This is a genomic window from Bradyrhizobium sp. CCBAU 51627 (assembly GCF_028128765.1).
Classification (GTDB): Bacteria; Pseudomonadota; Alphaproteobacteria; order Rhizobiales; family Xanthobacteraceae; genus Bradyrhizobium.
The window spans coordinates 39,428-62,876 of record NZ_LBJG01000082.1 but is presented as its reverse complement, the minus strand read 5'-3'; the positions used below and the strand labels follow the sequence as shown (position 1 = coordinate 62,876).

The following is a 23,449-nucleotide window of genomic DNA, read 5'->3' as shown; positions in this document are numbered from 1 at the left end:
AATGCATCGAATGTTTGGTTAGTTGATGTCTGTGCGTCATGTGGAATCCGCGACGCGCCGGCCGCCGCTGAGGTTTGTGAGTTCGTACGCTTCCTGGCGGACTCTTTGAGCGTCGCCAAGCAGCGGGGGCGCTCGGCAACATTGGAATAGAGCAGAGTCAAACATCATTTTCGCTTGGAAACTCCGCAGTCGCGCATTTCATTTCTCCAGCTTTAGTTGTAGCGGCCCGAGCGTTGTTCCTGTCGATTTAAGGCGCAGCAGGCGCGTGGGGTGGTCATAGCACTCGGCATTCTGGTCGGTCACAACGGCGCGTGCGGACGATTCAGTTTGCTCAATTAACAAGGTGCACATTGTGCTTGTCCGTATCGTCGGGGTGTTCGGTGCTCTTGCTAGCAATAGATAGAGCGGCTTGGTCGCGGCGTTAAGCGCAGTTCTTGCTACAGCGTTATCATTCTTGCGGTTTGTCGAGCCTCTATTCCATGGTGCCCGCGCCCTGGCGTGCCGACTCCAGCAATAGCGTCGCCATCCACGGTTCATCCAATTGCTCGAACGTTCAATGGTGTTTTGGAAGTCAGGTCGGCAGTCGGGGCGGAGCGATTGTGAACGTTAGTGCAAGGCAGGCTTGTAAAGGCAAGATCGGTTATTGCACCAAGCTTGCTGAGCGGGCGAGGGCGATAGTGGTGCGACTCTATCGCCGGCGCGACGGAGAGCGCTCGAAATCACGCAGGAGATCACACCGACGAGACCGGCTTCTTGTTGCCGGTTCACGCAACTCGATTTGCCTGTGAGGGCAGCGTAAATCGAAAAATTGCTCCCCGAGGAACGGCAGCGGCGGCCCACAGTCGTCCCCCGTGCGCTTCGACGATGGTGCGGCAGATCGATAGTCCCATCCCTAAGCCACTGGGCTTGGTCGTATTGAACGCCTCGAAGACGCGCTCGAGGTCCACAGAACTCAGACCCGGACCCGAGTCCTGGACTTCGACAAGCACGCCATCCGGTTCACTTTTGCTGGTGGTGATCACTAGCTCTCGCATCTCCTCACAGACCGAGTTCATGGCTTCGATCGCGTTGATGATCAGGTTCATGATCACTTGTTGCACCTGCACCCGATCCCCTTGAACGGGCGGCAAGCTCTCCAAAAGGTGTGACTGCACTGAAATGCCATTCTTCATGGCTTCACCACGGGTCAGGGCGATCACCTCTAAGATAGCTGCGTTGATGTCTACGTCTTCGTACCGGAGAGGCGCCTTTTTGAAGAGAGCGCGCATGCGGCCGACTATTTCGCTGAGGCGGTTGCCATTCGCAAAGATCCGGTTGAGGGCCTGCCGAGCGTTCTCCAGGTCCGCTGGTTCTTTGCTCAACCAGCGCAACGCGGCGGAAGCATTGTTGAGTGTCGCTCCGATTGGCTGGTTAACTTCATGGGCAATAGACGCGGACAGGTGGCCCATTGTCGCGACGCGATTCGCGTGCACAAGCTCCATCTGCATCTCAGCGTAACGTCGCTCGCTCTCGCGCATTTCCTCCTCTGCTCGCTTGCGCTCGGTTAAGTCGATCACGAAGGCAACGCCCTGTTCGTGTGGTTCACCGAGCGTCGCTGCCCCGACCAGCACTGGCACCCGGCCGCCGCTCTTCTGGAGGTACTCCTTCTCATATGGGTGTGCGGTTCCGGTCGCGTCCAGCTCCGCAACTCGCCGGTCGTCGGAATCACGCCATTCGGTGGGCGTCAGATCCCGCCAGCGCAGTCGACCGGAGATGAGATCGTTGCGGTCATATCCGACAATGCGGAGAAAGGCGTCATTGGCATCGATGATCCGGCCCTCAAGATCCCAAACGAAAATGCCGATGATATTGGCGTCCACCAGTCGTCGAATCCTGGCCTCCCGCTCCGCTAGCTCTCGGTACAGGCCGGCATTCTCAATTGAGATAGCCGCTTGGGAAGCAAGTAGTGTGAGGACCACCATTCGAGCAGGCGTAAACGCGCCAGTCGCGAGGTTGTTCTCCAAGTATAGCATGCCGACTAACCTGGTCTGCTTCAGTATCGGAAGACAGAGCACCGAACGTGAGCAGCGGTCGCGAATATAAACATCAGTCGAAAACGAGCTCTGACCTGAAGCATCGTGCAGGAGAACGCTTTCTTTAGTCCGGAGGACGTAGTGAAACACAGACTTCGGCAGATCCGCGGCCGTGACGCGTGCCTGTTTTAGGGTAACGGTCACGGTGCCGTTGCTTGTTGTAGCCTCTGCTTCAATTTTAAATTCGCCGGCACGCGGCAGAATTAGGACACCTCGATCGGCACCCGCCTGTTCGATTGCTAGACTCAAGAGCGTGTCGATTAGTTTTTCGAAAACAATTTCCCCGGACACCGCTTCCGAGACTCTAATTATGGTAGCTAAATCAAGCTGCTCGTTGGGGGTCACCATCGTCGCCGTGGGACTCGAGAATGACTTGTCCACTTTGAGATGAGGATGAAGCTCCTCGAGTTGGCGAACTTTTCCGTCGGCTCCCCAGCGGAGATAGCAGGCCCGCGCCGCGCGCAGATAGATGGCCGCAATCTCCTCGTGGCCGCGCTCCACGTAGAATCGCGCAGCAATCTCGTTGGCAATTGCCTGGTTGTGTACGAACCCATATCTGTGAGCTTCGCGGATGGCCCGGTCGTACAGCTCCTGAGCCTGCAGCAACCGGCCTTCAATGCGGGCGATTTCGGCAGCTACCAAGGCAGCGCGGTCTTCAAAAGTGTCGGGGTCGACCTCCGCCCAGGCTTGGAGTTGTCGGTGATGGTCCAGAACAGAATCGAAATGCGACGATCTCTGCTCCAGTGTAGCGTGAACGCAGACGGCCGCGTGCGCCAACGCACCATAGAAACGATACTCCGCCAACTCGAAAGTCGCCGCCGACGTCCACAGGAGAGGTTCCGCGTGCAGCGAGGCGTCGACCGCCGCCGCAAGGTCTCCGGCCAAAAAATGCGCCTGCAGCTTTCGCGTCCAGTAATGAAACTCAGCGAGCAGTAGATCGGGGCTTCTAGCCAAGCGGCGTTCGGTATCCACTTCGCTGTATCCCTCATGATCCAGACGCCCGAACTGTGCAGTTAACCCGCGCAAGGTAAGGATCAGACCGAGTTGAGCTCCGCAGTGCTCAATGACCAGGCCAAAACGCACTCGCCTGGCAAATGCCAACCCGTTCTCGCACTCTTTTTGCACTTCCTCGAGCGGATCCCCGGCTGCGAGGCCAACTGTGACGGCCAGCAGCTCGCACTCGGCTGTAAGATACTCGATTGAGTAAATCAGCCGGTGATTTCGTTCCCAAGTCTCATCCGGAAGAAGGGCTCTGCCGGCCCTGAGAAATTTGAGCGCTGAGTCGTATGCCGTCGAGAGTTTCGCACGTCGGCCGGCGATCAAATTAAGTTCTGCGACGCTTTCCCGATCCTCTACAAAGGTGATGAGATGAGAGCCCCGATTGAGTTGGTTGACGATCTCAAATATCGCTTCCTCACGTTTTTCAGCTGGCGTGTGCCTGGCGAGGAGCATTCCCATGCGAAGGTGAGCCTCGCCACGCAGGTCCATCGGTATGAGCGAATAGGCTGCCTCCTGGACGCGGTCGTGCGTGAATCCATAGGAATTATCCGTACGGAAAATCAGGCCCAATCGCACGGCCTCGAAGAGACGGTCGTGCATGCTCTCAAGCGAGCCTTGATAGCCTATCCGAAGCGTTTCGAAATCCGAGGTGTTGCCCAGGCAGGCGAGCTGCTGGAGTACCATCTGCGTTGCGGGCTGAAGGCGCTTCAACTTATCGACCATCAGCTCTGCGACGTTATCCGTGAACTCTTTGGCATGGATGCTGCGCAGATCCCATACCCAACGCCGCGCGCTGTAATCAAATGTCAGGAGGCGTTCATCCACCAGAGTAGAAATGAACTGAATCGCGAAGTACGGATTTCCAGTGGTCTTCTCGTGAATCAATTCCGCCAGCGGGGCGGCACGCGCCAGTTTGCATTGAAGGGTGTCTGCTAGCAGTCTACCTAGATCGCCGCGACTGAGTGGCGTGAGAACGATGTCTTGCACCGCAGCTCCGGCCTGACGGATCGCGTCTAGCTTCCGTACTAAAGAATGGGTGGTATTGACCTCGTTGTCCCGATACGCACCGATAATCAGCAAGTGTCGGAGATCGCTGTGCGTCAACAGATCTTGCAGGAGGTCAAGGGTTGCGACATCCAGCCATTGCATGTCATCTAGGAACAGGGCGAGGGGATGTTCAGGCTGCGCAAACACGCTGATGAAGCGTCGAAACACAGTTTGAAAACGTTTCTGCGCCTCCTGCGGCGGCAATTCAGGCACTGGCGGCTGCTCGCCAATGACATGCCTTAATTCAGGAACGAGATCGACAAGAAGAAGTCCGTTCGCATCCAGAGCCTCACGAAGTATGTCCCGCCATTTGCGCAGGTCTTCCTCGCTTTGGCTGAGGAGCCGCTGGACCAGTCTCTGAAACGCTTGGGCCAAGGCAGCATGCGGAATGTCGCGCTTGTCACGTTCGGATTTGCCTGAGGCAAACAAGCCTCGTGGTGGTACGAGCGATTTGTGGAGCTCGTTGACGACCGCGGATTTGCCGATGCCAGAGTGTCCAGAGACAAGCACAAGTTCCGCCCGGCCACCGCCAACGATGCGGTCGAAGGCAGTGAGCAGACGGTCAACCTCCCGGTCTCTCCCATACAGCTTTTCGGGGACCCTGAGACGATCGGGGACGTCTCGAGCGCCAGGAGAGAAGTCATCGATCTGTCGCCGGGACTGCCATTGTGTCAAGCAGCGCCGAAGATCGCTCTCAACTCCTGCCGCTGTCTGATACCGTTCCTCCGCCGTCTTGGAGAGCAACTTCATAGTGATCGCAGACACCGAGGCCGGCACGGCTCCGACTCGCTCGCTGGGTGCGGGTGGATGTTGGGCAATGTGGCAGTGTACCCATTCCATCGGATCGCAGGCCGAGAATGGCAGGCTTCCGGTCAGCATTTCGTAAAACGTCACTCCAAGCGAGTAAAGGTCGCTCCGAGAGTCGATCGAACGATTCATTCGTCCCGTCTGCTCGGGTGCCATGTAAGCGAGCGTTCCCGCTAAGAGCTCAGGAGCCTCGGGTGACTGGCGCTCGCGCGGAAGTTGGGATGCAATCCCGAATCCCGTTAGCCACGCGTTGGCGGCGTCGTCGACGAGGACATTCGCAGGCTTGATATCCTTATGTATGAGGCCCCGCTGATGGACTTGACCGAGTGCTCTTGCCAACCCAATGGCGGTGCTAAGGAAACGAGTGAGGTCTAGCGGTTGCCCTTGGTCACGCTCAAGAATCCGATCCAGCGGCTGACCGCCAGGGTCCTTGAGTAAGAGGATCGTCCGCCCTTCGTGACGAGTAACGGCCAGAGGCTTGGCGGCCCACGCGGGATCGAGTTCCGCTCCGAGCGAGTATTCGTGCATCAGCCGCCTAATACTCTGAGGCGACGGCCGTTCGAAGAGTGCGATCGCTAGGAGCGGCGAGGGGTCGTCGTGCTTTCGTCCGCGGTAAAGGGTAAAGTCCGTGCTTTCTCGTAGGGGCACCAGCACGTAACCCGAAAGCCCTGGGATAGGTGACATTCTTGTTGCCACAGCATCACCACTTCAGAGTATTCATCTGGATAGAATGCTCACAGGAACGAAGTATCAATGGCCGAGCGCAGACTTGGTTCAATCGCTCTAACGAAGTGAGACGTTTCAGCGAGAGCCAACCAGGATGGCGACGGCCCCTAGTGCTCTGGGAGTTGTCTTCTCAGGATCATTGTTCTCTGGACGGCATTGGAGCGCCGCGACAAAGGTCTCGACGCAGACATCATCTCCCTGCAGGACGCCGCTGCGCCAATCCCTTTGGTAATTCGCCAAAACGGGCGAGCGCACGACGCGCGCGGAATGATCATGCGCATTCTCCGAGTCGGCGATGGCGGCGCCGCAAAGAATATTCCTCGACTAAATGTAAGTAGACCTGAGCCATCTTATCGACCATGAGTAATCTACCATCATCTCGCGTGCTTAGCATTCCAGACTCAGAAGGCCCGATTGTTTTTGTGGTCGATGACGATCCCTTCACTCGCGGATCACTCAGCAGCCTGTTCCGTTCGCTCGGGTTGAAAAAGGTCAAAGCGTTGGCTTCCGCTGCCGAACTGCTTGAAATCATCACCCGCTCCGGCATTCCGGCCGGCGTGTTCAACCTCGTCGTCGGCTCGTGCTTGACGTCCTCGTCCGGATCACCGATCTTCCCGCTTCTCGTCTGCACGAACTGCTGCCCTCAGAAAGGAAGCTCCCGCGCAAGCTGAAGAACCCACCGATCAGCAAGCTGCCTAACCTTCACGCAGCGCTATCATAGCGGTACCCGGCTCTCGCGCGCATGCGTCAATCAGCCGGTTTTCATCGTATGCGTACGATGGGCAACACGCCAAGATCAACAGATATCGCTGACCGATCCGGATGCCCGTTAGATGGCCAGCAGCAGATGGCCACCAGCGGACGCGGATTGGGTGTCGTCGGCTATAATATGCTGGGCGCGGCGGGCACCGCGACACCATCTGATTGTTACGCACGAGGTCATAAACGTCGTCCGATAGCGGCCACCCCATCCTATCCGTTTCCACACTACCAAGACCCTGAACGGACATATCGGGATCACTGTTTCCAGAGAAGAAAAAAGGCGCTTAGTGCCAGGCGGGAGATTGTAAATCAGACGCCGGCCGCCGCCTTCATTTCACCCGCGAGTTCATCGTAGCAGACCATCCACGCCTCACGAACGGCGGGCGTGAGATCCTCTCCAAGCGCCTGTTCGAGGGTCCAGAGCAGCGCTTCCCGCAGCGCGTCGTAGTCGGCGAGCTTAACCCCGTACTCGACATGGCGGACGGCAAGGTCACGGATCGCAGGCGAAAGTTGATCCGGCGCCGGTAGATTGTAGACAACCATAGCTAGCATGGTCATTAGCTTGATGCCCTGAATACGCAAGTTGTTTCTGAACAGCGGCCGGAGATTCGGATTGGTGGCGAATAGCCGCTCGTAGAACAACGCCCCGGTGACCTCTGGCATCACCGCCAGCCTGGCGAAGGTGGTCTGGACAAGCTCCTGCTGCACAGCATCCACGATGTCATTTCCTTTGCGTGCGGGCGCGGCTCACGCAGCTCATCATAGCAATCGGATACGATCCCTCAGGCACATAGAAGCGTCTGGCAACCTGACGCATCTCATTGGCACTCGATTTTCGTGAGTCACTACATCATTCACACGGAAACAGTTGCGAAGTCGTCCCATTTAGCGCCGGGCAACGTCTCACTTAGCGCCAAGCCGGAGACCGCCCCGAACATTCACGATGCGTCCTTCCGTGTCGTGCGCTGGCTATTCACTCGTTCTTGCGATGCCGCACGCAGCATCGTGGGCGGGCTACCGAACTCGCTTGCGAACGCGCGATAAAACGTTGCCATACTGTTGAACCCCCAGCCAAAAGCTATATCGATCACCGATCGGCCGGTTCCCGCCGCGTCGGCCACTGCGTCGCGGCACCGGAGCAGTCGCTCGCGCGAAACGTATCGGGCGAAACTGACATTGTTTGCCTCGAACAACCGATGCACCTGGCGCGCCGAGATGCCGAGTGCGGCCGCGGCGCTGGCGGGGGTTAGGGAAGGATCGGCGAGATGCAGGTCGACGTAACGCTTGACGGCCGCTAGCCGCGCCGATTGTAGCGTATCCCGCCCCCGATTGATGCCTTCGTTGGAGATGTTACAGCTCAGTGCCACGAGACCGCAGAGATTGCGCAGCACGGCTTCACCATGTTCGTTGGGGAGCAGCGGGGCCTGTGCCTTCGCCGCATCAATAGCTGCGCCGAGCAGCGAGCCGAGCGGCGAGGCACCGGCCAACCGATACGGGCGTTTCAGTCGGCCCCCGGTTATAATCGGCGAGAGTGCAGCCCGCGGGATGATTAGCAGGTCGAACGTCGCTGGGCCTTTCCACTCCGCGTCGAATTGCCATTCGGTCGAGCTTATGCAGAAATCACCGGGCTCATGAATCAGGTCGACTGGCGTGCTGCGTGCCGCAGCCCTCCAGATGACCGGCGTCCGAAATCGGCGGACGAAGAACGCTTCGGTCTTGTCCTTGGCAACGTCGGCTGCCGTCCGTTGGACCCTCTCAAGTCCCGAACTTATCTCCAGCAGCGCGAATTCGCCTGCAATCGAACCGCTTGCTTCCGCGCGAAAGGCAGCGGGATCCGGAATCTCGCCCGGTGTTATGCTATGGGCCTGCTTCGCGAAGTACTCGCACCAGGACCTCACGCGGTCGTGCGGTGCAATATGGTCCGTGGAAAAATGGACTTGCATAACCATCCGGTGGGCCGACCAAATGCCTTGGAACCTAATCTTAGACCGGTCACATAGGCAAAGCGAGGGCGCCGGGTTCGGGGCCGCCATTTTTTAAGGCGCACGCGGAGAGTTCCTTTGCGTCTCGATCAGCGCGCGAGCTAATCACCGCACCCGCCTCTCCGCGGCCTTAGCTGAACAACAACCGGATGGCGATCGGCGCAAAATGAGACATCGTTCGGCGCACGGTGAGACGACGATGATGACCTGCGAGGCTATGTTTACCCAAATTCGAGTGCAAGGCCGAATAGGCCCTATGAACAATGAGGTACGCAAAGGAGGTTGAAAATGGCAGCCAACGCAACAAGCACCATGATTTTAGAAGGTGACTTCGACAGAATCGACTTCCGAGGAGAAATCGTCGACGGGCACCTCGTCGCAAAAGGCATTCTCGCAGACCAGGCGGCAATGGATTCCATCCCAGTAGGAATATACGTTCTCGAAAAGGATGCGACCGTCGTCAAGTGCAACAAAGCCGCGATTGCAGGTTGGGGACGCACGCCGTCTCTTGGAACTTCGGAGAAGTTTTGTGGGTCACACCTTCTTCGTTATCCCTCAGGAGAAGTGATGCCGCACGAACATGCACCACCTTCCGTGGTGATCAATAACGGCGGCACTGTTCGAAACGCCGATGTAATTTGCGAGCACCCGAATGGTTATCGTCTTCTAGCTCTCGTGAATGTCTTTCCTATCCGTGACAGCGAGGACGAAGTGATCGGAGCAGTCAATATTTTCCGTCACAACACCAGCAAGACCGTTCCTGGCCTTGAGCCCAAGTCTGCAAGTCGTTCTGACCTCAAAGCTGACGAAGACGAGCAGTGAAGATCCCTTCGCCGCTTAGAGATTACTGACTATTTGACGGGTTGCTGCTCGGAAACCCAATGTATGGCATGTCCGCCGCAACCCGGCTCGCCGTTGCCAATGATATGTGCGCCGACTAGAACACTAAAGCTCGTGGTGGAGGTAAGTGTGGGATCAAAGCAACGAGGCGAATTGGAGCGCGAGATGCTTGCCGCCGGACGGCTTCCCCCCGGACAGTCGCTGACGCTGAAGTCGCCGGTTCTGCATGTGGGCTCGGTGCCGATCTTTCGTCCCAGGTCGTGGGATTTTCGTGTATTCGGGCTAGTAGAAGTGCAGCTGCGGCTTTCGTGGGAAGAGTTTTCTAATCTGCCGCAGACAGAGCTATCTGCGGACATGCACTGCGTCAATGGCTGGAGCCGCTTCGACAACAATTGGGGAGGATTGCTCGTCACAGAATTGATGAAGCGAGTGAAGTTGCGGCCAGAAGCGCGACATGTGATGGTCCATGGCGAGAACAAGTACACGGCAAACCTACCAATCGCGGATTTTCTGCGTCCGACTACAATTTTAGCCTTGCGGCATGACGGCGAGCCCCTCACGGCCGAGCACGGCTACCCGCTGCGGCTCGTGGTGCCAAACCTCTATGCGTATAAGAGCGTGAAATGGGTGCGCGGGATCCAGTTCTTGGATCGCGAGTCGCCGGGTCTATGGGAATTTAATGGCTATCACATTTACGGTGATCCGTTCAAAGAGCAACGATCTTCGAGCTGAGCATCCGAACCCGATGTTAGACCGTCGCCTGCGGGCGTGAACTTCGTCCCCGAAGGACAGGAGATTTACGTCTTGAGCGGTCATTTAAATGTTATCCGGCTTCGCGCGCTGCAGAGCAGATTGGACGCATCCAAGCAAATCATCGTCGTCGATGGGCTTGGCCAGGTAGCAAACGACGCCCTGACGCAGAGCCCTAGCTCGCGCTCTGTCATCTGGGTAGGCTGTAATCAGAATCGTCGGAAGGTCATAGCCAGATCCGGTCAAGAAGCTATGCAGCTCCATCCCCGTCATTTGCGGCATATGGATATCAACGATCAAACAGGAGGCATGGCAGAAGTTAGGAGACGCCAAAAAATCCGCTGCGGAGGGGAAAGTCTCAATCTTAAACCCCATCGCCTGCATGAGGGCCGTCAATGCCGCGCGAGATTGGTCATCATCATCGATGATTGAAATGCGAATCTCGTTAGACATATCCCCACCCTGATTGTTGGGGGATGCGGCGCGACGCATCTCTCGTCTCTATCCATCTCCAGGAGCGTACGACGACTATCCACTCAGTATAACATAACGATAAGGTTCTGGATTGGCGATTATACGGTGGACTGGAAACACCACACCACGGAACAATCGGTGCTATATTTTGGAATAATTGATGCAGAGCTTCTGAATAGTCTAGGTCGGTTCTCGTCGCCCGAAGTCTGAACCCGGGCTCGTTCGCTAGACTGGTAGTAGGGCCATCGAGAGATCAGGAACATCGATTGAGTTGCGCAGCAAAAAAGATCCTCGCTGATGGAACATGTGCCATCGCAAGGCGATCAGGACCCGGGCGACTTTATACCGAGCATCTCCGCCATTTTGACAAGCTCGGCCAGCGATTGAGTGCCCATCTTTTGCATCACATGGGCACGGTGCGCCTTTACGGTGATCTCAGCGACGTCTAGTTCGAAAGCGATCTGCTTGTTTTTTAAACCAGTGGTCACGAGAGCCAATACTTCTCGCTCGCGCGGGCTCAATCGCTCGTAACGCGACCTAAGGTCCGTGAGCCGCTGCTCAGTCTTCCGCCGCGTTCGATCCCGATCGAGGGCGATCGTCACTGCATCCAGCATGTCTTGCTCTCGGAACGGCTTGGTCAGAAAGTCCACAGCCCCTGCCTTCATCGCCTTGACTGACATCGGAATGTCGCCGTGGCCAGTCATGAAGATGATAGGAATCGAAGCGCTCTTTTTCGACAGCTCCCTTTGCAAATCGAGGCCGCCCAAACCCGGCAATCTGACATCAAGTACTAGGCAGCTCACCACGTCGGGGAACAAGCCAGTTTCGAGTAATTCCGCTGCCGACCCAAACAGCTTGACCTTGAACCCGACCGAGCTGAAGAGAGCTCCGAGTGAGTCGCGGAAGTCCTTGTCGTCGTCCACAACGACAATAGTTGGCTCCTCCGCTACCGCAAGCGTTCGAATAGAATGCTGCGCCACTGGTGCTTCTCTCCCGACACGCGAATAGAGCATGTGAAAAATATCACCTTCGCGAAGGTCGTTCAACGCACACGCGGCGCAAGTTCCAGGGTGGAACGCCGCAATATTGGGTGCTACAAACTCGCCTGGTTCATGGTCGCCGGCGCCTGGAGGCATCTCCTCACCCGAGGGTGCGAGCTGCTAACGGGCCGCGAAAGCCCGACCGTTCTCATCGCAATGTTGCGACGAGGTGCTCACCTCCCGATTAGTGAAGGTGGTCGCGAAGTCTCCGGTCATTCTTCTGTCATACGAGAATCCAAGCGTCGGCGGTAATCGGCGGGTGCGATTCCTGTCGCCTTCCGGAACGCCGTCGCGAACGCGTTACGACTGTTAAAGCCCAACGCCCGCCCGATCTCCGTCATCGAACCCGACCCGCCCGCCAGCAGTAACTTCGCGTGCTCAACACGCTGGTTGGTCTGGTAGCGATGTGGTGGCATTCCGAGAGATTGCTTGAATACCCGGCAGAAATGATGCGGACTGAGGCGCACCAGCTGTGCCAATATGCGGATAGGAATTCGCTCATTGACATGCTCGCGAATGTAGGCGGTGACAAGCCGTTGCTGCCACGGGGCCAGGCCGCCTTGAAGCTGAGGTTTAATGCTGGGCAGCCCGAAAGTGAAGCGTACGAGTTCGTGTATGAGGAGAGTACCGAGAGTGTTGAAGTAAAGTGGGTCTGCTGCAGGGCCATCCACGAGCGTCTTCAGCTTTAGTGCGGTGTGGCAGAGCGTGTCGTCCTCGAATAGCAGACGTGGAGCTACCGAGGATCCAGCGAGACCTGGATTAGAAAGGCACGAAAGCTTGTCCGGCTCGAAGTAGAAGTACATGAGCCGCATCTGCGACCCGCGCAGCTCGTGCCAGTCAAAAAATTCGAGACCAGCCGGTACGAATGTCAGTTTCCGCTCGAGTTTTCGGAGCGCAGATCGAGGCAGACCCTCCACGAATGTCTCTCCGTCCCGGCGCTCTCCCTTCTCGTACATCACGATCATATGCATTGGAGCCCGGAAATGGTTTTCGATTTTGCCTCGTCCGGCGAGTCGCACAGATTCAGCCGCCATTCCGTGCCCGTTTACCCTGAGGCGTGCCACGGCGTGGGACGGGGAGATTTCAACGACAGGATGGATCGTGTCCGCCACGAGGTCACTGTCCAATCGGCGGACTGTATCAAAAACGGAGGAGGCATGATCATCTTCAATGTTTCGGGCCCGGGTTATCGGGAGCAATACTTGCGAACTTAGAACCTGTTGCCGATCGTCATGGCCCCGCGAGGAATCGCGTAGCGTCTCCGAGTTGCTGCGTAAGTGGGCTTGGTGGAGCTTGACTCCCAGTTTGGACGTCGGAAGTAGTAGGTGGCCTTCTGACATCGCTTCTCCTGTTCGCTTAAATTGGCTTCGTGCTGTCAGCTGCCTTCTATCGGCTAGACGCATGGATTCGACCTCCGGGTTCCTATTCAGACCTTGTTCATCCGTTCGTTTGTCACGGTGGCGGTGACCGTGCGGGCGGCAGGTCGAGCGCCGGTTTTTCCTCGCCCGAAATGCGCGGTGAGTGGCTCGAGGTGAGCTTGCCGTGCGACAGCCTGGTCCTCAATTGCACTCGCATTTGCGCGTCTGATAGGAAGGGCGATACCGGGGTAAACCTTCGCGGAGCCGGACTGCGACTTTGGCATATCCAAGCTTCGACTTAGTTCGTGCTGGCCTGAATCACCAACGCGGAATTCTGAACCATCGTGCGAGCCCCCGACTCTGCTAGATGTCTCTCAAAGTCCCGCGCATGCTACGAAGAAACGCAATACCAGAGAGGCGGAGCGGCGGGGCCTTGCCTGGCAACGGCTGTTATTCCAGTGCCTATCGTAGGCGTCGACCCAATTTTGATGCTTCTCTACTTAGTCGCGCCGACTAGTCCGACCTGAAGCAAGTCAAGTCTGAGGTGGTACCATCGCGTCCGCCCTGGCTTGCGACCGTCTGTTGAGTACAGCCGAGATGCGGGCCTATCTTCTCGCGGTCAGAACAATATCGACCACATATGGTCGGCGCGAGATCGCTCTCTCGAATTCGATCAGGAAGGGTGACTTCGAAGATACTTAGCCGATTGTCTACCAGTGCACTGGACCGCGATGGCCATTTAGAAGGGTACCGATGATGGCGGCCCTATGACCACGCATTTTCTACTAGGCCCATGAGACCTAGTAAGCCGATTTCGATATCCCTAACTCCCGCCGTACTGGTCATGATCGTAGGCCTGCAGGATGCGGACAAAATCGGCCATGCTGGATTGGTCCCGATTTTCGGCCATAGGCCCAAGTTGTGTGTCGGGCGCGGGCGGGCCTCGCCAAAACCAGATTAGGAGATGCACGATGTTTTTCATGGCCGGCTCTCCGCAGCGAACCGTCGAACTAGGGACACTTTCGGGATCGGCGACGCACGTGTCGGTCAGGGGAAAGGTCGGTCGGGCGCTACGCCGCCGACCTTATCCTGCAACTGCCTGCTCGCGGGCCGGTTCCGTTGCGTTTCATTCCGTATCAACAGCTAGCACGGAGCCTGTGATTGACGCCATTGGGCGCAGGTATCAAGTGACAGTACAGAGATATCGGTTGAATCAAACGCCGGTCTATTCCGAATGGCCTTACGCAAAAGAAGGCCGCTTGCGTTGCCACAAGCGGCCCAAGTCTAGGGAGGCGCCCAAGGTGGGCAGCGATGGCGGGGGGAGAGGAGGACCATCGCGGCCTCATACATACAATGATCGCGATTGGCGGCTCAATTGAACGCCTGTACAGGCCAGTTATCCAAATGGAGCAAGAGTCCAATACGAAGGCTTAAGGCGTTCGCTCCACACGACAAGCCGCTTCTGCAGACCTAAACCGCTAACTTACCGCACTCGACCATCCGCTAGGCTATAACAGCCCTCGCCGAGCCGCGAGCCAGGAGGGCGAAGAGCTATTGCGTGCTTCTATCGTTAACACGATGGGCATGCGTCAGACGCGACGCTGCTTCTCCAGGTGATCGCGCATCCCACCCCTTATCCACATCCTCATTGTCAACTACGTGACTACACAACACCGAGGCTCAGAGCGCGGCTAACTCCGCTTCGTGCAGAATCCGCGTGATGGACCAAGGCGGACCTCTCGATAGAAATCGCTAATCTCCGAGCTTCGGGCATCGAAATGATAACCGAGGGTAATTTGCGAACCCGTGTCTCGTGTGATGCAATACTCATCGGCTTTGCAGGCGAAATGAGAACAGAGTCCCTGCGCGCGCCGCTTTCGGAATCGAGCGATTCTCCGCCTGCTGGTTGGCTTCCAGGAGATTGAAATTTGAAGCAGAGCTTTAGCGCCTACAGCAACCCAGGAAATTTCGTGCGCATCGCCGCAAAGCTGCTGCCTCTGCTTTGGGGTTCGACGGCCGTCGCCTTCGCGCTTGGTCTGTTTGGAACGTTCGACGCGCCCTCCGACTACCAGCAAGGTGAGACGGCGCGAATCATGTACATCCACGTTCCCGCCGCCTGGACCGCAATGCTTGCTTATACATTCATGGCGGTGTCTGCGTTCGGATCCTTGGTATGGCGTCATCCACTCGCCGATGCGGCTCAAAAGGCGGCAGCGCCCCTCGGCGCAGCTTTCACTTTCATCTGCCTCGTCACGGGCTCGTTGTGGGGCAAACCAATGTGGGGCACCTATTGGGTCTGGGATGCACGGCTTACCTCCATGCTGGTTCTGCTTCTCATTTATCTCGGTCTCATAGCACTCTGGCAGACGATCGAGGACCCGAGTAGGGCGGCACGAGCAGTTTCGATTATGACCCTGGTGGGTCTTATCGATATTCCGATTGTGAAGTTCTCGGTTGATTGGTGGAACACGCTTCACCAGCCGGCGTCGGTGTTCCGGATGGAGGGCTCGGCGATTGCTGGCTCGATGCTCTGGCCGCTGATTGTTATGGCGCTCGCATACACGCTCTTGTTCGTGACGCTCCACATTATGTCAGTTCGCAACGAGATCCTGCGACGCCGAGCTCGGCGGCTTGCGATCACGCGGGCGGCTGGTGACAAAACGGCGCTGGGTCGCATGCTGACTGCCGAATTAGGTTCCTGAACCTATGTTGCGGCATGACGGATTCATAATGGCGGCATTTCTAGTCACGGGCACCGTCCTGGCGGCAATGATTGTGGCGATTCTTATCGACTATGGTCTTCAGCGTCGAGCCTTAGCTCGCCTTCTCGATCACTCGGATCGGCGCGGTCGCGCATGAGCAACATCCCAGCCGCAATTCATCTATCATTGAGCGCGTCGACGCGTCGACACGCACTGGCCCGCTTGTGGGTTGTTATCCCTTTATTGGTCTTCTGCGGAATTGCGGCATTGTTTCTAGTGCGGCTCGGGGCAGGTGATCCCTCACTGGTGCCCTCTGCTCTGATCGGCAGGTCAGTACCGCAATTTGTGCTGATGCCGCTCGAAGGGCTTTCAACATCCGGTCCACCTGGCTTGTCGAGCGCAGATTTGCGGAGAGGGCACGTGACCATCTTGAACGTGTTCGCATCATGGTGTGTTGAGTGTCGGGAAGAACAACCGGCCCTGATGGCGTTGGCAAGCGACCCTACGCTGCAGCGACTGGGTGTGAAACTGTCCGGCATTGTATACAAAGACGATCCCAGAAATGCGCTGGCCTATCTTGCCGCTCACGGCAACCCGTTCGCACAGGTCGGCACTGACCGCTCAGGCCGAACGGGGATCGATTTCGGCGTCTATGGCGTTCCCGAGACGTATGTGATCAAGGGCGATGGCACAATTGTGTACAAGCTGGTTGGTGGCATCTCGGACGCAAGCCGGCCCGGTTTGATGGACGCCATTGCGGAGGCTGAGCGTCCATGACGGCTGCCTGGCACGCTCTCCATCCTTTCGGGATGAATGCAAGAAGGATCGTTTCTTGCCTCAGCATTGTAGTGCTCCGTCCGCTACATTGTTCGGGAATTCGGAGTTGGCAAATGAAAGCGGAACGGTCAGGTGGCCCGAGCCTCACTGGCTGCGCATGCTGGCGGACGGTGCGATGTGCGGTGGCCAAGATGAACGGAGGTCCTTGAAAGCGTGCTGTGGGTCATTTTTGCAATGATGACGTCGTCAGTCGTGCTGGCGCTGGCCCGGTCGCTCTCTGAGCGGCGCGGAGCCGTTTGCGCTCGTGATCCGGATGTGACGTTCTATCGCGATCTTCTGACCGAAGCGGATGAGGACGTGCGCAGCGGAATGCTAGCACCTGAGGAGTCCGTGACGACTCGCGCCGAAATCGAGCGCCGGCTGCTCGCGTCACTCAACTCGGCCTCCGAGGGCTGGTCGCAAACGTCGCGCCGCGGAGGTCAGCGACGCGCCGCAGCGGCTTTGGCGATCGTCTTAGTCCTGCCGCTCGTCGCGCTCGCATCGTACCTCAAGGTCGGCGCTCCCAGCCAGCCTGACATGCCGATCGCATCGAGGCAGTCCAATGCAGATTTTAACCTCGCTGCCACAGTTCCTGACATCCACGCCGGCCAAGCCGGAACTGACATTGAAAGGCTCCGTCCAGAGCAACGGAGCAACGCGATCCGAGGAATGGTAGCGGAGCTCGCCGAGAAGCTCTCGAAGGACGGACATCACCTTCAAGGATGGCTACAACTTATTAGGTCTTACGCGGCATTGGGTGAGCACAAGAAAGCTGAGGCGGCCGTCGCAAGCGCACGTGCTCAGCTAGCAGGCGACGCGCAAGCGTCGGCACGCGTGGATGAACTCGTCAGACAGCTTCGTTTAGAGGAGTAGATCTTGACGCGAAAGAGCAGACGCCTCGCTATCATCAGCGCAGCTGGCGTCACTTTGACGATCGCGATAGGGCTCATCCTGTTCGCGTTGCGGGACAGTATTGTCTTTTTTTATGGGCCTAGCGAACTGGCCGCAAAGGCGCCGCCGCCAGGCACTCGGCTGCGCATCGGCGGCCTAGTTAAACGTGGCTCACTTACTCACGAGGGTTCGTCGACTGTCATCTTCGCGGTGACAGACTTAAAACGCGATGTCGAAGTCAGCTACACCGGATTGTTGCCGGATCTCTTCCGGGAAGGACAGGGCGTCGTCGCCGAGGGCACCGTGGAAGGACCGAGCCGTTTTCATGCGGACACCGTGCTAGCAAAACACGACGAGCGATATATGCCCAAGGAGGTAGCTGACAAGCTCAAGCAAGAAGGCACTTGGCGTAACGAGAGATCTGCGCGAGCGCAATAGCGCCGCTCCCACGAAACATCCCTACTGATGGGACCACCAGATGATCATCGAAACCGGACATTACGCGCTTTCTTTGGCTCTCGCAGTCGCGCTGCTTCAATCAATTCTGCCACTCTGGGGAACCCGTACTGGGGATACGGCACTTACTTCAATCGCGGTCCCTGCCGCAATCACCCAGTTCCTGCTCCTAGGTTATGCCTTCGCAGCACTGACTTACGCCCATGTGGCGTCTGACTTCAGTCTCGTGACAGTCGCCGAGAACTCACTCACCACCAAACCGCTTATATACAAAATCGCGGGCGTCTGGGGCAATCACGAAGGATCCATGCTGCTTTGGGTTCTGATTCTCGCGGCTTTTGGAGCGGCTGTAGCGATTTTCGAACGCGCCATGGCAAACGAACTACGCGCGAATACGCTGGCCGTCCAAGGCTGGATCTCGCTTGCCTTCCTCAGTTTCATTCTGTTCACCTCCGATCCCTTCTTGCGACGATTTCCGGCGCCGTTTGAGGGCCTCGACCTTAATCCGCTGCTTCAAGACCCGGGCCTCGCCATACACCCGCCGCTCCTTTACGTCGGGTATGTCGGTTCTTCGATCGTGTTCTCCTTCGCGGTAGCCGCGCTGATCAGTGGCCGGCTAGACGCTGCTTGGGCCCGCTACGTTCGGCCCTGGATACTGATTGCCTGGATCTTTTTGACGCTTGGCATCGCCATGGGGTCGTACTGGGCCTATTACACCCTAGGCTGGGGCGGATTCTGGTTTTGGGATCCGGTCGAAAACGCGTCACTGATGCCCTGGCTTGCGGGCACTGCGCTCCTCCATTCGGCTGCCGTCATGGAGAAGCGTGAGGCCCTCAAGATTTGGACACTGTTCCTGGCGATACTTACGTTCTCGCTGTCGCTGCTGGGTACGTTCCTCGTGCGCTCCGGAGTACTGACCTCCGTCCATTCGTTCGCCAGTGACCCGGCTCGCGGCGTCTTCATCCTGGTCATACTGACCGTATTCATCGGCGGGCCACTCGCGCTCTACGCGTGGCGCGCGCCCTCCCTGAGCGAGCGTAGCGTGTTCGCACCCGTTTCACGCGAGAGCGCGCTGGCAGTCAACAACCTGCTGCTGACCACCTGCTGCGTTACGGTTCTGACCGGCACGCTCTATCCGCTCGCGCTTGAGGCGCTGTCCGGAGACAAGATCTCGGTCGGCGCACCGTTTTTCAATTTAACGCTTGGCCCGCTCGTAGCGCCTATCGTTCTGCTGATGCCGCTCGGTCAGTCGATCGCCTGGAAGCGCGGTGACCTGCTCGGCGCAGCGCAGCGGGTAACGGTCGCAGCCTTGGGTGGTCTTGTAATCTCAATTGTGCTCGTTGCTGTCATCCGGGGCGGCTCCGTCTTCGCCGCAGCCGGTCTCGGCCTCGCCGTCTACCTCATCGTCGGTTCGTTCACCGATGTGGCGTCGCGTATCTGGGCAAGAGGGCAAGGCGGCCGGGTTATGCTAGCCCGCGCGATCGGGCTGCCGCGCTCCGCGTGGGGTGGGGCGATCGCTCACGCAGGCCTTGGCTTGACCCTCATGGGCTTGGCAGCGACGGGTTGGGGTGTGGAGCGGATCGCGACCGTCAAGTTGGGTCAGAGGATCGATCTCGGTCCTTATCAAGCCACTATAGAGAATTTTCAATCGCGACAGGGCCCGAACTACACGGAGCTCGTCGGCCATACGGTTATCAGCAAGGGCGGCGCATACGTGACAGCCGTCGAGCCAGCCAAGCGCAGCTTTCCCACACGACAGACAACCGTCACCGAGGCAGGCATCGTAACGCTGAGTTTTGGGCAGATCTACATTTCGCTCGGGGATCGCCACGCGGATGGTTCGGTTGATGCGCGCCTGTTCTGGAAGCCGCTCGTGACGAGCATCTGGATCGGTGCGGTCATTATGGCGTTCGGAGGGATTGTGTCCTTGTCCGACAGACGCCTCCGAATTGGCTTCGCGCGCCGCGCGGCTCGCCTCCGCGTCGCCGACAGCCCCGCAGCGCCGGAGCCCGCCGAATGACGTGGCTTCGTCGCATTCTTCTGCTTTCGATCGTACTCGTAAGCGTCGCCCCTAGCTTGGCGGGGGCGGTTCAGCCGGATGAAATCCTGACCAATCCGAAACTCGAGGCACGCGCGCGCGCTATTTCCGCCGGACTGCGTTGTCTGGTCTGCCAAAATGAGTCTATCGACGATTCCAAGGCAGAGCTCGCGCGGGACCTTCGCCTGCTGGTGCGCGAGCGCCTTAAGCTCGGAGAGAGTGATGAGCAGGTCCGCGCTTTTCTGGTGAAGCGTTACGGAAACTTTATCCTGCTGAAACCGCCACTCGATTTGGAAACCGCACTCCTTTGGGGAATGCCGGCTTTGGTGCTCGGAGCGGGCGCCATCGTTCTCCTGTTCGGATTGCGCCGCCAGCAGTCCACGCCAGCGGCACCATTGAGCCAAGCCGAGCGGGATCAGCTTGCCGCTGCGTTTGACTCCGATAGCCGGCTATAGGCTCTTCCTGAGGTCAAGTTCGCACAAGGCCGAAGTCGTTGCAGAAGGGTGCCCCGAAAGAAAACCCGATTCGTTGCATGCCTCATTATTCTCCTGCGGTACGGAGAGCTGCGGCCGCAGCTATCGGAGCGAGCGCGATGGACGCGAGTCCGAGTGCGCAGAGGACCAGGAACGGTGTCAAAAAGGAAATTGTGGCACTTTGCGCCGCGGAGACACCGAAGATCAGCACCGGTACGGCTAGTGGCACGACGAGGATCGATAGCAATAGACCGCCGCGCCGCAGGGTGACAGTAAGGGCCGCCCCGATCGCCCCTAGAAGGGTGAACGTCGGCGTACCAACCAACAACGTTGCTGCTACCGATCGGAGGGCTGGGCCATCCAAATCCAACATTAGGCCAAACAGAGGCGAGAGCATAACGAGCGGCAGCCCTGTCACAAACCAGTGAGCCATGCACTTCACAAGAACAATGAGTTCTAGGGGCGCCGGCGACAGGAACATTTGGTCCAGCGAACCGTCCTCTTGATCTGCCTGAAACAGACGGTCGAGGCCCAATAGACTCGCGAGAAGTGCCGCTATCCATAGAATTGCCGGGCCGATCCGCGACAGCAAACGCAGGTCAGGCCCGATCGCGAATGGTACGACCGTCACGAGACTGAGGAAAAAGACCAGACCGAGAATCCCGCCGCCCCCGATGCGGCGGGCTAGCATGAGGTCGCGAACGAAAATGACGAGGAGAATACGTGTCATGATGCCCATCCGGTATCGCTATTGGGCAGACACCGCTCCACTGAAATCGGAAGAGCAGCGTGATCTTCCCGACCTCGCGACAGACAGCTACGTGGGCTGCGACCCCACTTCAGCGAAATGGCCATCACCTGGTTCCAAGCCTGACTTGGATTGTCCCTGGCAGACCAAGAGGTTCGTGGGTCGCGGCCAGCGTCAATCCTCCGCTTCCGAGATGGCCCGCAACGATAGCCTTCAATAAGGCGCACGCGTGCCGGTCGAGCGCAGTCAGCGGTTCGTCGAGCAGCCATAGAGGGCGATCGACGATCAAGAGCCGGGCCAATGCGACACGGCGACGCTGCCCCGCGGAGAGATAACCGACTGGCAGATCAAGAACATGAGCCAACTCCATTCGGTCCAGCGCCTGTAACGGGGTTCGCCGGTCTCGCCCCAAAAATCTCAGGCCGATCTCGAGGTTTTCGCGGGCGGTCAACGCCGATTTCAGCCCGTCAAGATGGCCGATGTAGTGGAGGCGTTCTGCCAGGGGCGCCGAATCCGCGGCTTCGGATTCCACCCATGACATGCGGCCGGATCTCACTGGAAAAAAACCTGCGATCGCCCGCAAGAGTGTAGATTTGCCCACTCCGTTGGGACCCGTCACTTCGGCGATTTGGCCCGAGCTTAGTCGCAAAGATATCCCGCCGAGCAGGATGCGCTCGCCGCGCGCCACGGATAGATCTTCGATCAGCAGATGGGACTGCTGTGTTTTATCCATTTTCAGTTCTCGTTGCCCGTTGCTTCTCTGAGATCGTTTCCATCGAACCCTCGCTCCCTCGCTTCGAGGGCTTATCGAAAAGAATGACGATTTTGGACAAACGTGTTCGAGCGGGTTGGTGGCGGAGAACGGTCCAGAAGGCCGATGAGGTTCGCTCTTCGGGGCTGCCCATTAAACGGATGCGAGCCCGATTGTGAACGCCGACGGCAAGATGTGCGACGCGATCGCCCATACAAACGTGAAAGGGATGTTCCATGGTCCCAGCTTGCTGCCTCGGCTGCACCACCGGGGACACCTGATGCCCTCCGAGTGTACTCTGCGCCGTCGGTAAGCCAACACCCTGGCGATGAAGCCGGGTAGGCGGTCGCGAAAGGAGTGATACCGATCACGACTCTCAGGAAAGAGAAAGGGCGCTCCAGGTCTCAGCCAGCGCAGCTGCGAGTTCAGCTATGTGGGTATCTGCGTGATAAGGGGACGGCGTGATCCGCAGCCGCTCCGTTCCACGCGGGACCGTCGGATAGTTGATCGGCTGGATATAGATGGCGTGGCGTTGTAGAAGGCGATCGGCTGCCGCCTTGCACAACTCCGCATCGCCGACAATCACAGGCACGATGTGGGTTTCGGTCGGGAGAACCGGAAGCCCGGCGGCTTGGAGCGCCTCTTTCGTTGCAGCTGCCTGTCGCTGGTGTGCTTCGCGCTCGGCAGACGAGTGTTTCAGGTGGCGAACAGATGCACGCGCCGCGGCGGCAATCGGTGGGGGGAGGGCGGTCGTGAAGATGAATCCGGGCGCGAAGCTGCGCACCGCATCGCAAATAGATCGCGACGCCGAGATATAGCCGCCAATGCAGCCAAATCCCTTAGCGAGAGTACCCTCGATCACCGTCAAGCGATGCATCACGCCTTCGCGCTCGCTAATTCCGCCGCCTCGAGCGCCATAGAGGCCGACGGCGTGAACCTCATCAAGGTAGGTCATTGCCCCATACCGCTCAGCAAGATCGCAGATTGCGCCGATCGGCGCTACATCGCCGTCCATTGAGTAGACGGATTCGAAAACGACGAGCTTGGGACCGCTTCCCGCCTCGCGCAGCAAGGCCTCAAGGTGACCAAGGTCGTTGTGGCGAAAAATCCGCTTTTCGCAACCTGATTGACGAATGCCTTCGATGATCGAATTGTGGTTGAATGCATCAGAAAAGATTACGCACTCTGGGATCAGCTTACCGATTGTGGATATGCTGGCCTGGTTCGATACATAGCCGGAGGTGAAGACGAGACTTGCCTCCTTGCCGTGCAGATCAGCAAGTTCGTCCTCCAAATCAACCAAGGGCGAACTATTTCCCGCGATGTTGCGAGTTCCACCTGCTCCCGCACCGCAGCGGTGTGCCGCCGCCGTCAGCGCGCTCACGACCTCCGGATGTTGTCCCATGCCTAGATAATCATTCGAGCACCAAACCGTGATATCAGTAACGGATCCGTCAGGGCGGCGCCATTTGGCGGTTGGGAAGCGACCGGAGACGCGTTCGATGTTAGCGAAGACGCGATAGCGTTGTTCCCCACGCAGGCGCTCAAGAGAGTCGTTGAAATAGCGTTCGTATATTTCGGTCGCACAATTGACGGCGCCCCAGACGAAGCTCGCTGGAGGCCTCGTCAACGCGCGTCTCATGCACGATATGTCCGAGCACGAGTGTGTGTCCGTACACGAATGTTCTTTACCGGAGCTTCCGTGCGCTGGATGCTT

The 23,449-nt window shown here is 58.0% G+C and carries 19 protein-coding genes; 9 read left to right on the top strand and 10 right to left on the bottom strand.

The annotated features are described in order from the left end of the window. Window positions 1-764: 764 nt before the first annotated feature. Complete coding sequence (locus tag XH88_RS28970; RefSeq protein ID WP_271671630.1) at window positions 765-5,453, bottom strand: trifunctional serine/threonine-protein kinase/ATP-binding protein/sensor histidine kinase; 4,689 nt, start codon at window positions 5,451-5,453, stop codon at window positions 765-767. Between the two features lie 620 nt (window positions 5,454-6,073). Between XH88_RS28970 and XH88_RS28965 the strand changes: the two genes are divergently transcribed. After that, the gene (locus tag XH88_RS28965; RefSeq protein ID WP_271671651.1) at window positions 6,074-6,322 is read left to right on the top strand and encodes a hypothetical protein; all 249 of its coding nucleotides are present in this window, start codon (window positions 6,074-6,076) and stop codon (window positions 6,320-6,322) included. Between the two features lie 400 nt (window positions 6,323-6,722). Here the strand turns inward: XH88_RS28965 and XH88_RS28960 are convergent, their stop codons facing one another. After that, window positions 6,723-7,130, bottom strand: coding sequence for a globin domain-containing protein (locus XH88_RS28960; protein WP_271671629.1), 408 nt, complete (start codon window positions 7,128-7,130; stop codon window positions 6,723-6,725). Between the two features lie 221 nt (window positions 7,131-7,351). Then, complete coding sequence (locus XH88_RS28955; RefSeq protein WP_271671628.1) at window positions 7,352-8,356, bottom strand: helix-turn-helix domain-containing protein; 1,005 nt, start codon at window positions 8,354-8,356, stop codon at window positions 7,352-7,354. 327 nt (window positions 8,357-8,683) lie between these two features. Here XH88_RS28955 and XH88_RS28950 point away from each other — a divergent pair, with 327 nt between their 5' ends. Beyond that, window positions 8,684-9,217, top strand: coding sequence for a PAS domain-containing protein (locus XH88_RS28950; protein WP_271671627.1), 534 nt, complete (start codon window positions 8,684-8,686; stop codon window positions 9,215-9,217). 183 nt (window positions 9,218-9,400) lie between these two features. Then, a complete protein-coding gene (locus tag XH88_RS28945) occupies window positions 9,401-9,967 on the top strand; it encodes a sulfite oxidase-like oxidoreductase (RefSeq protein ID WP_271671626.1) in 567 nt (188 codons plus the stop codon). An 84-nt stretch (window positions 9,968-10,051) separates the two neighbouring features. Here the strand turns inward: XH88_RS28945 and XH88_RS28940 are convergent, their stop codons facing one another. From XH88_RS28940 to XH88_RS28925, 4 genes are all read right to left on the bottom strand, one after another. Continuing rightward, window positions 10,052-10,477 carry a response regulator transcription factor gene (locus tag XH88_RS28940; RefSeq protein ID WP_271671625.1) on the bottom strand — a complete coding sequence of 142 codons (426 nt, stop codon included), beginning with the start codon at window positions 10,475-10,477 and terminating at the stop codon, window positions 10,052-10,054. Between the two features lie 305 nt (window positions 10,478-10,782). Next, complete coding sequence (locus XH88_RS28935; RefSeq protein WP_442868489.1) at window positions 10,783-11,472, bottom strand: response regulator transcription factor; 690 nt, start codon at window positions 11,470-11,472, stop codon at window positions 10,783-10,785. 239 nt (window positions 11,473-11,711) lie between these two features. Then, entirely contained in the window at window positions 11,712-12,533 is an 822-nt protein-coding gene (locus XH88_RS28930; RefSeq protein WP_271671624.1) for an AraC family transcriptional regulator, read from the bottom strand. A gap of 1,147 nt (window positions 12,534-13,680) precedes the next feature. After that, window positions 13,681-13,839 (bottom strand): hypothetical protein, encoded by a 159-nt coding sequence (locus XH88_RS28925; RefSeq protein WP_271671623.1) that lies wholly within the window; start codon window positions 13,837-13,839, stop codon window positions 13,681-13,683. A 946-nt stretch (window positions 13,840-14,785) separates the two neighbouring features. Between XH88_RS28925 and XH88_RS28920 the strand changes: the two genes are divergently transcribed. The 6 genes from XH88_RS28920 (at window position 14,786) to XH88_RS28895 (ending at window position 20,215) form a co-directional block, all read left to right on the top strand. After that, window positions 14,786-15,559: a heme ABC transporter permease gene (locus XH88_RS28920; protein WP_271671622.1), complete on the top strand. Its 774-nt coding sequence runs from the start codon at window positions 14,786-14,788 to the stop codon at window positions 15,557-15,559. 153 nt (window positions 15,560-15,712) lie between these two features. Further along, window positions 15,713-16,336, top strand: a complete 624-nt coding sequence (locus tag XH88_RS28915; RefSeq protein ID WP_271671621.1) for a DsbE family thiol:disulfide interchange protein — start codon at window positions 15,713-15,715, stop codon at window positions 16,334-16,336. A 213-nt stretch (window positions 16,337-16,549) separates the two neighbouring features. Then, complete coding sequence (gene ccmI, locus XH88_RS28910; RefSeq protein WP_271671620.1) at window positions 16,550-17,248, top strand: c-type cytochrome biogenesis protein CcmI; 699 nt, start codon at window positions 16,550-16,552, stop codon at window positions 17,246-17,248. 3 nt (window positions 17,249-17,251) lie between these two features. After that, complete coding sequence (ccmE, locus tag XH88_RS28905) at window positions 17,252-17,704, top strand: cytochrome c maturation protein CcmE (RefSeq protein ID WP_271671619.1); 453 nt, start codon at window positions 17,252-17,254, stop codon at window positions 17,702-17,704. A gap of 40 nt (window positions 17,705-17,744) precedes the next feature. Next, window positions 17,745-19,742 (top strand): heme lyase CcmF/NrfE family subunit, encoded by a 1,998-nt coding sequence (locus tag XH88_RS28900; RefSeq protein WP_271671618.1) that lies wholly within the window; start codon window positions 17,745-17,747, stop codon window positions 19,740-19,742. Further along, complete coding sequence (locus XH88_RS28895; RefSeq protein WP_271671617.1) at window positions 19,739-20,215, top strand: cytochrome c-type biogenesis protein; 477 nt, start codon at window positions 19,739-19,741, stop codon at window positions 20,213-20,215. Before XH88_RS28900 ends, XH88_RS28895 begins: the two co-directional genes overlap by 4 nt. Before the next feature lie 85 nt (window positions 20,216-20,300). Here XH88_RS28895 and ccmB read toward each other — a convergent pair whose 3' ends face one another. From ccmB to hemA, 3 genes are all read right to left on the bottom strand, one after another. Next, window positions 20,301-20,963: a heme exporter protein CcmB gene (ccmB, locus tag XH88_RS28890; protein WP_271671616.1), complete on the bottom strand. Its 663-nt coding sequence runs from the start codon at window positions 20,961-20,963 to the stop codon at window positions 20,301-20,303. Between the two features lie 124 nt (window positions 20,964-21,087). Then, window positions 21,088-21,714: a heme ABC exporter ATP-binding protein CcmA gene (gene ccmA / locus XH88_RS28885; protein ID WP_271671615.1), complete on the bottom strand. Its 627-nt coding sequence runs from the start codon at window positions 21,712-21,714 to the stop codon at window positions 21,088-21,090. A gap of 394 nt (window positions 21,715-22,108) precedes the next feature. Beyond that, the gene (hemA, locus tag XH88_RS28880) at window positions 22,109-23,374 is read right to left on the bottom strand and encodes a 5-aminolevulinate synthase (protein WP_271671614.1); all 1,266 of its coding nucleotides are present in this window, start codon (window positions 23,372-23,374) and stop codon (window positions 22,109-22,111) included. Between the last annotated feature and the right edge of the window lie 75 nt (window positions 23,375-23,449).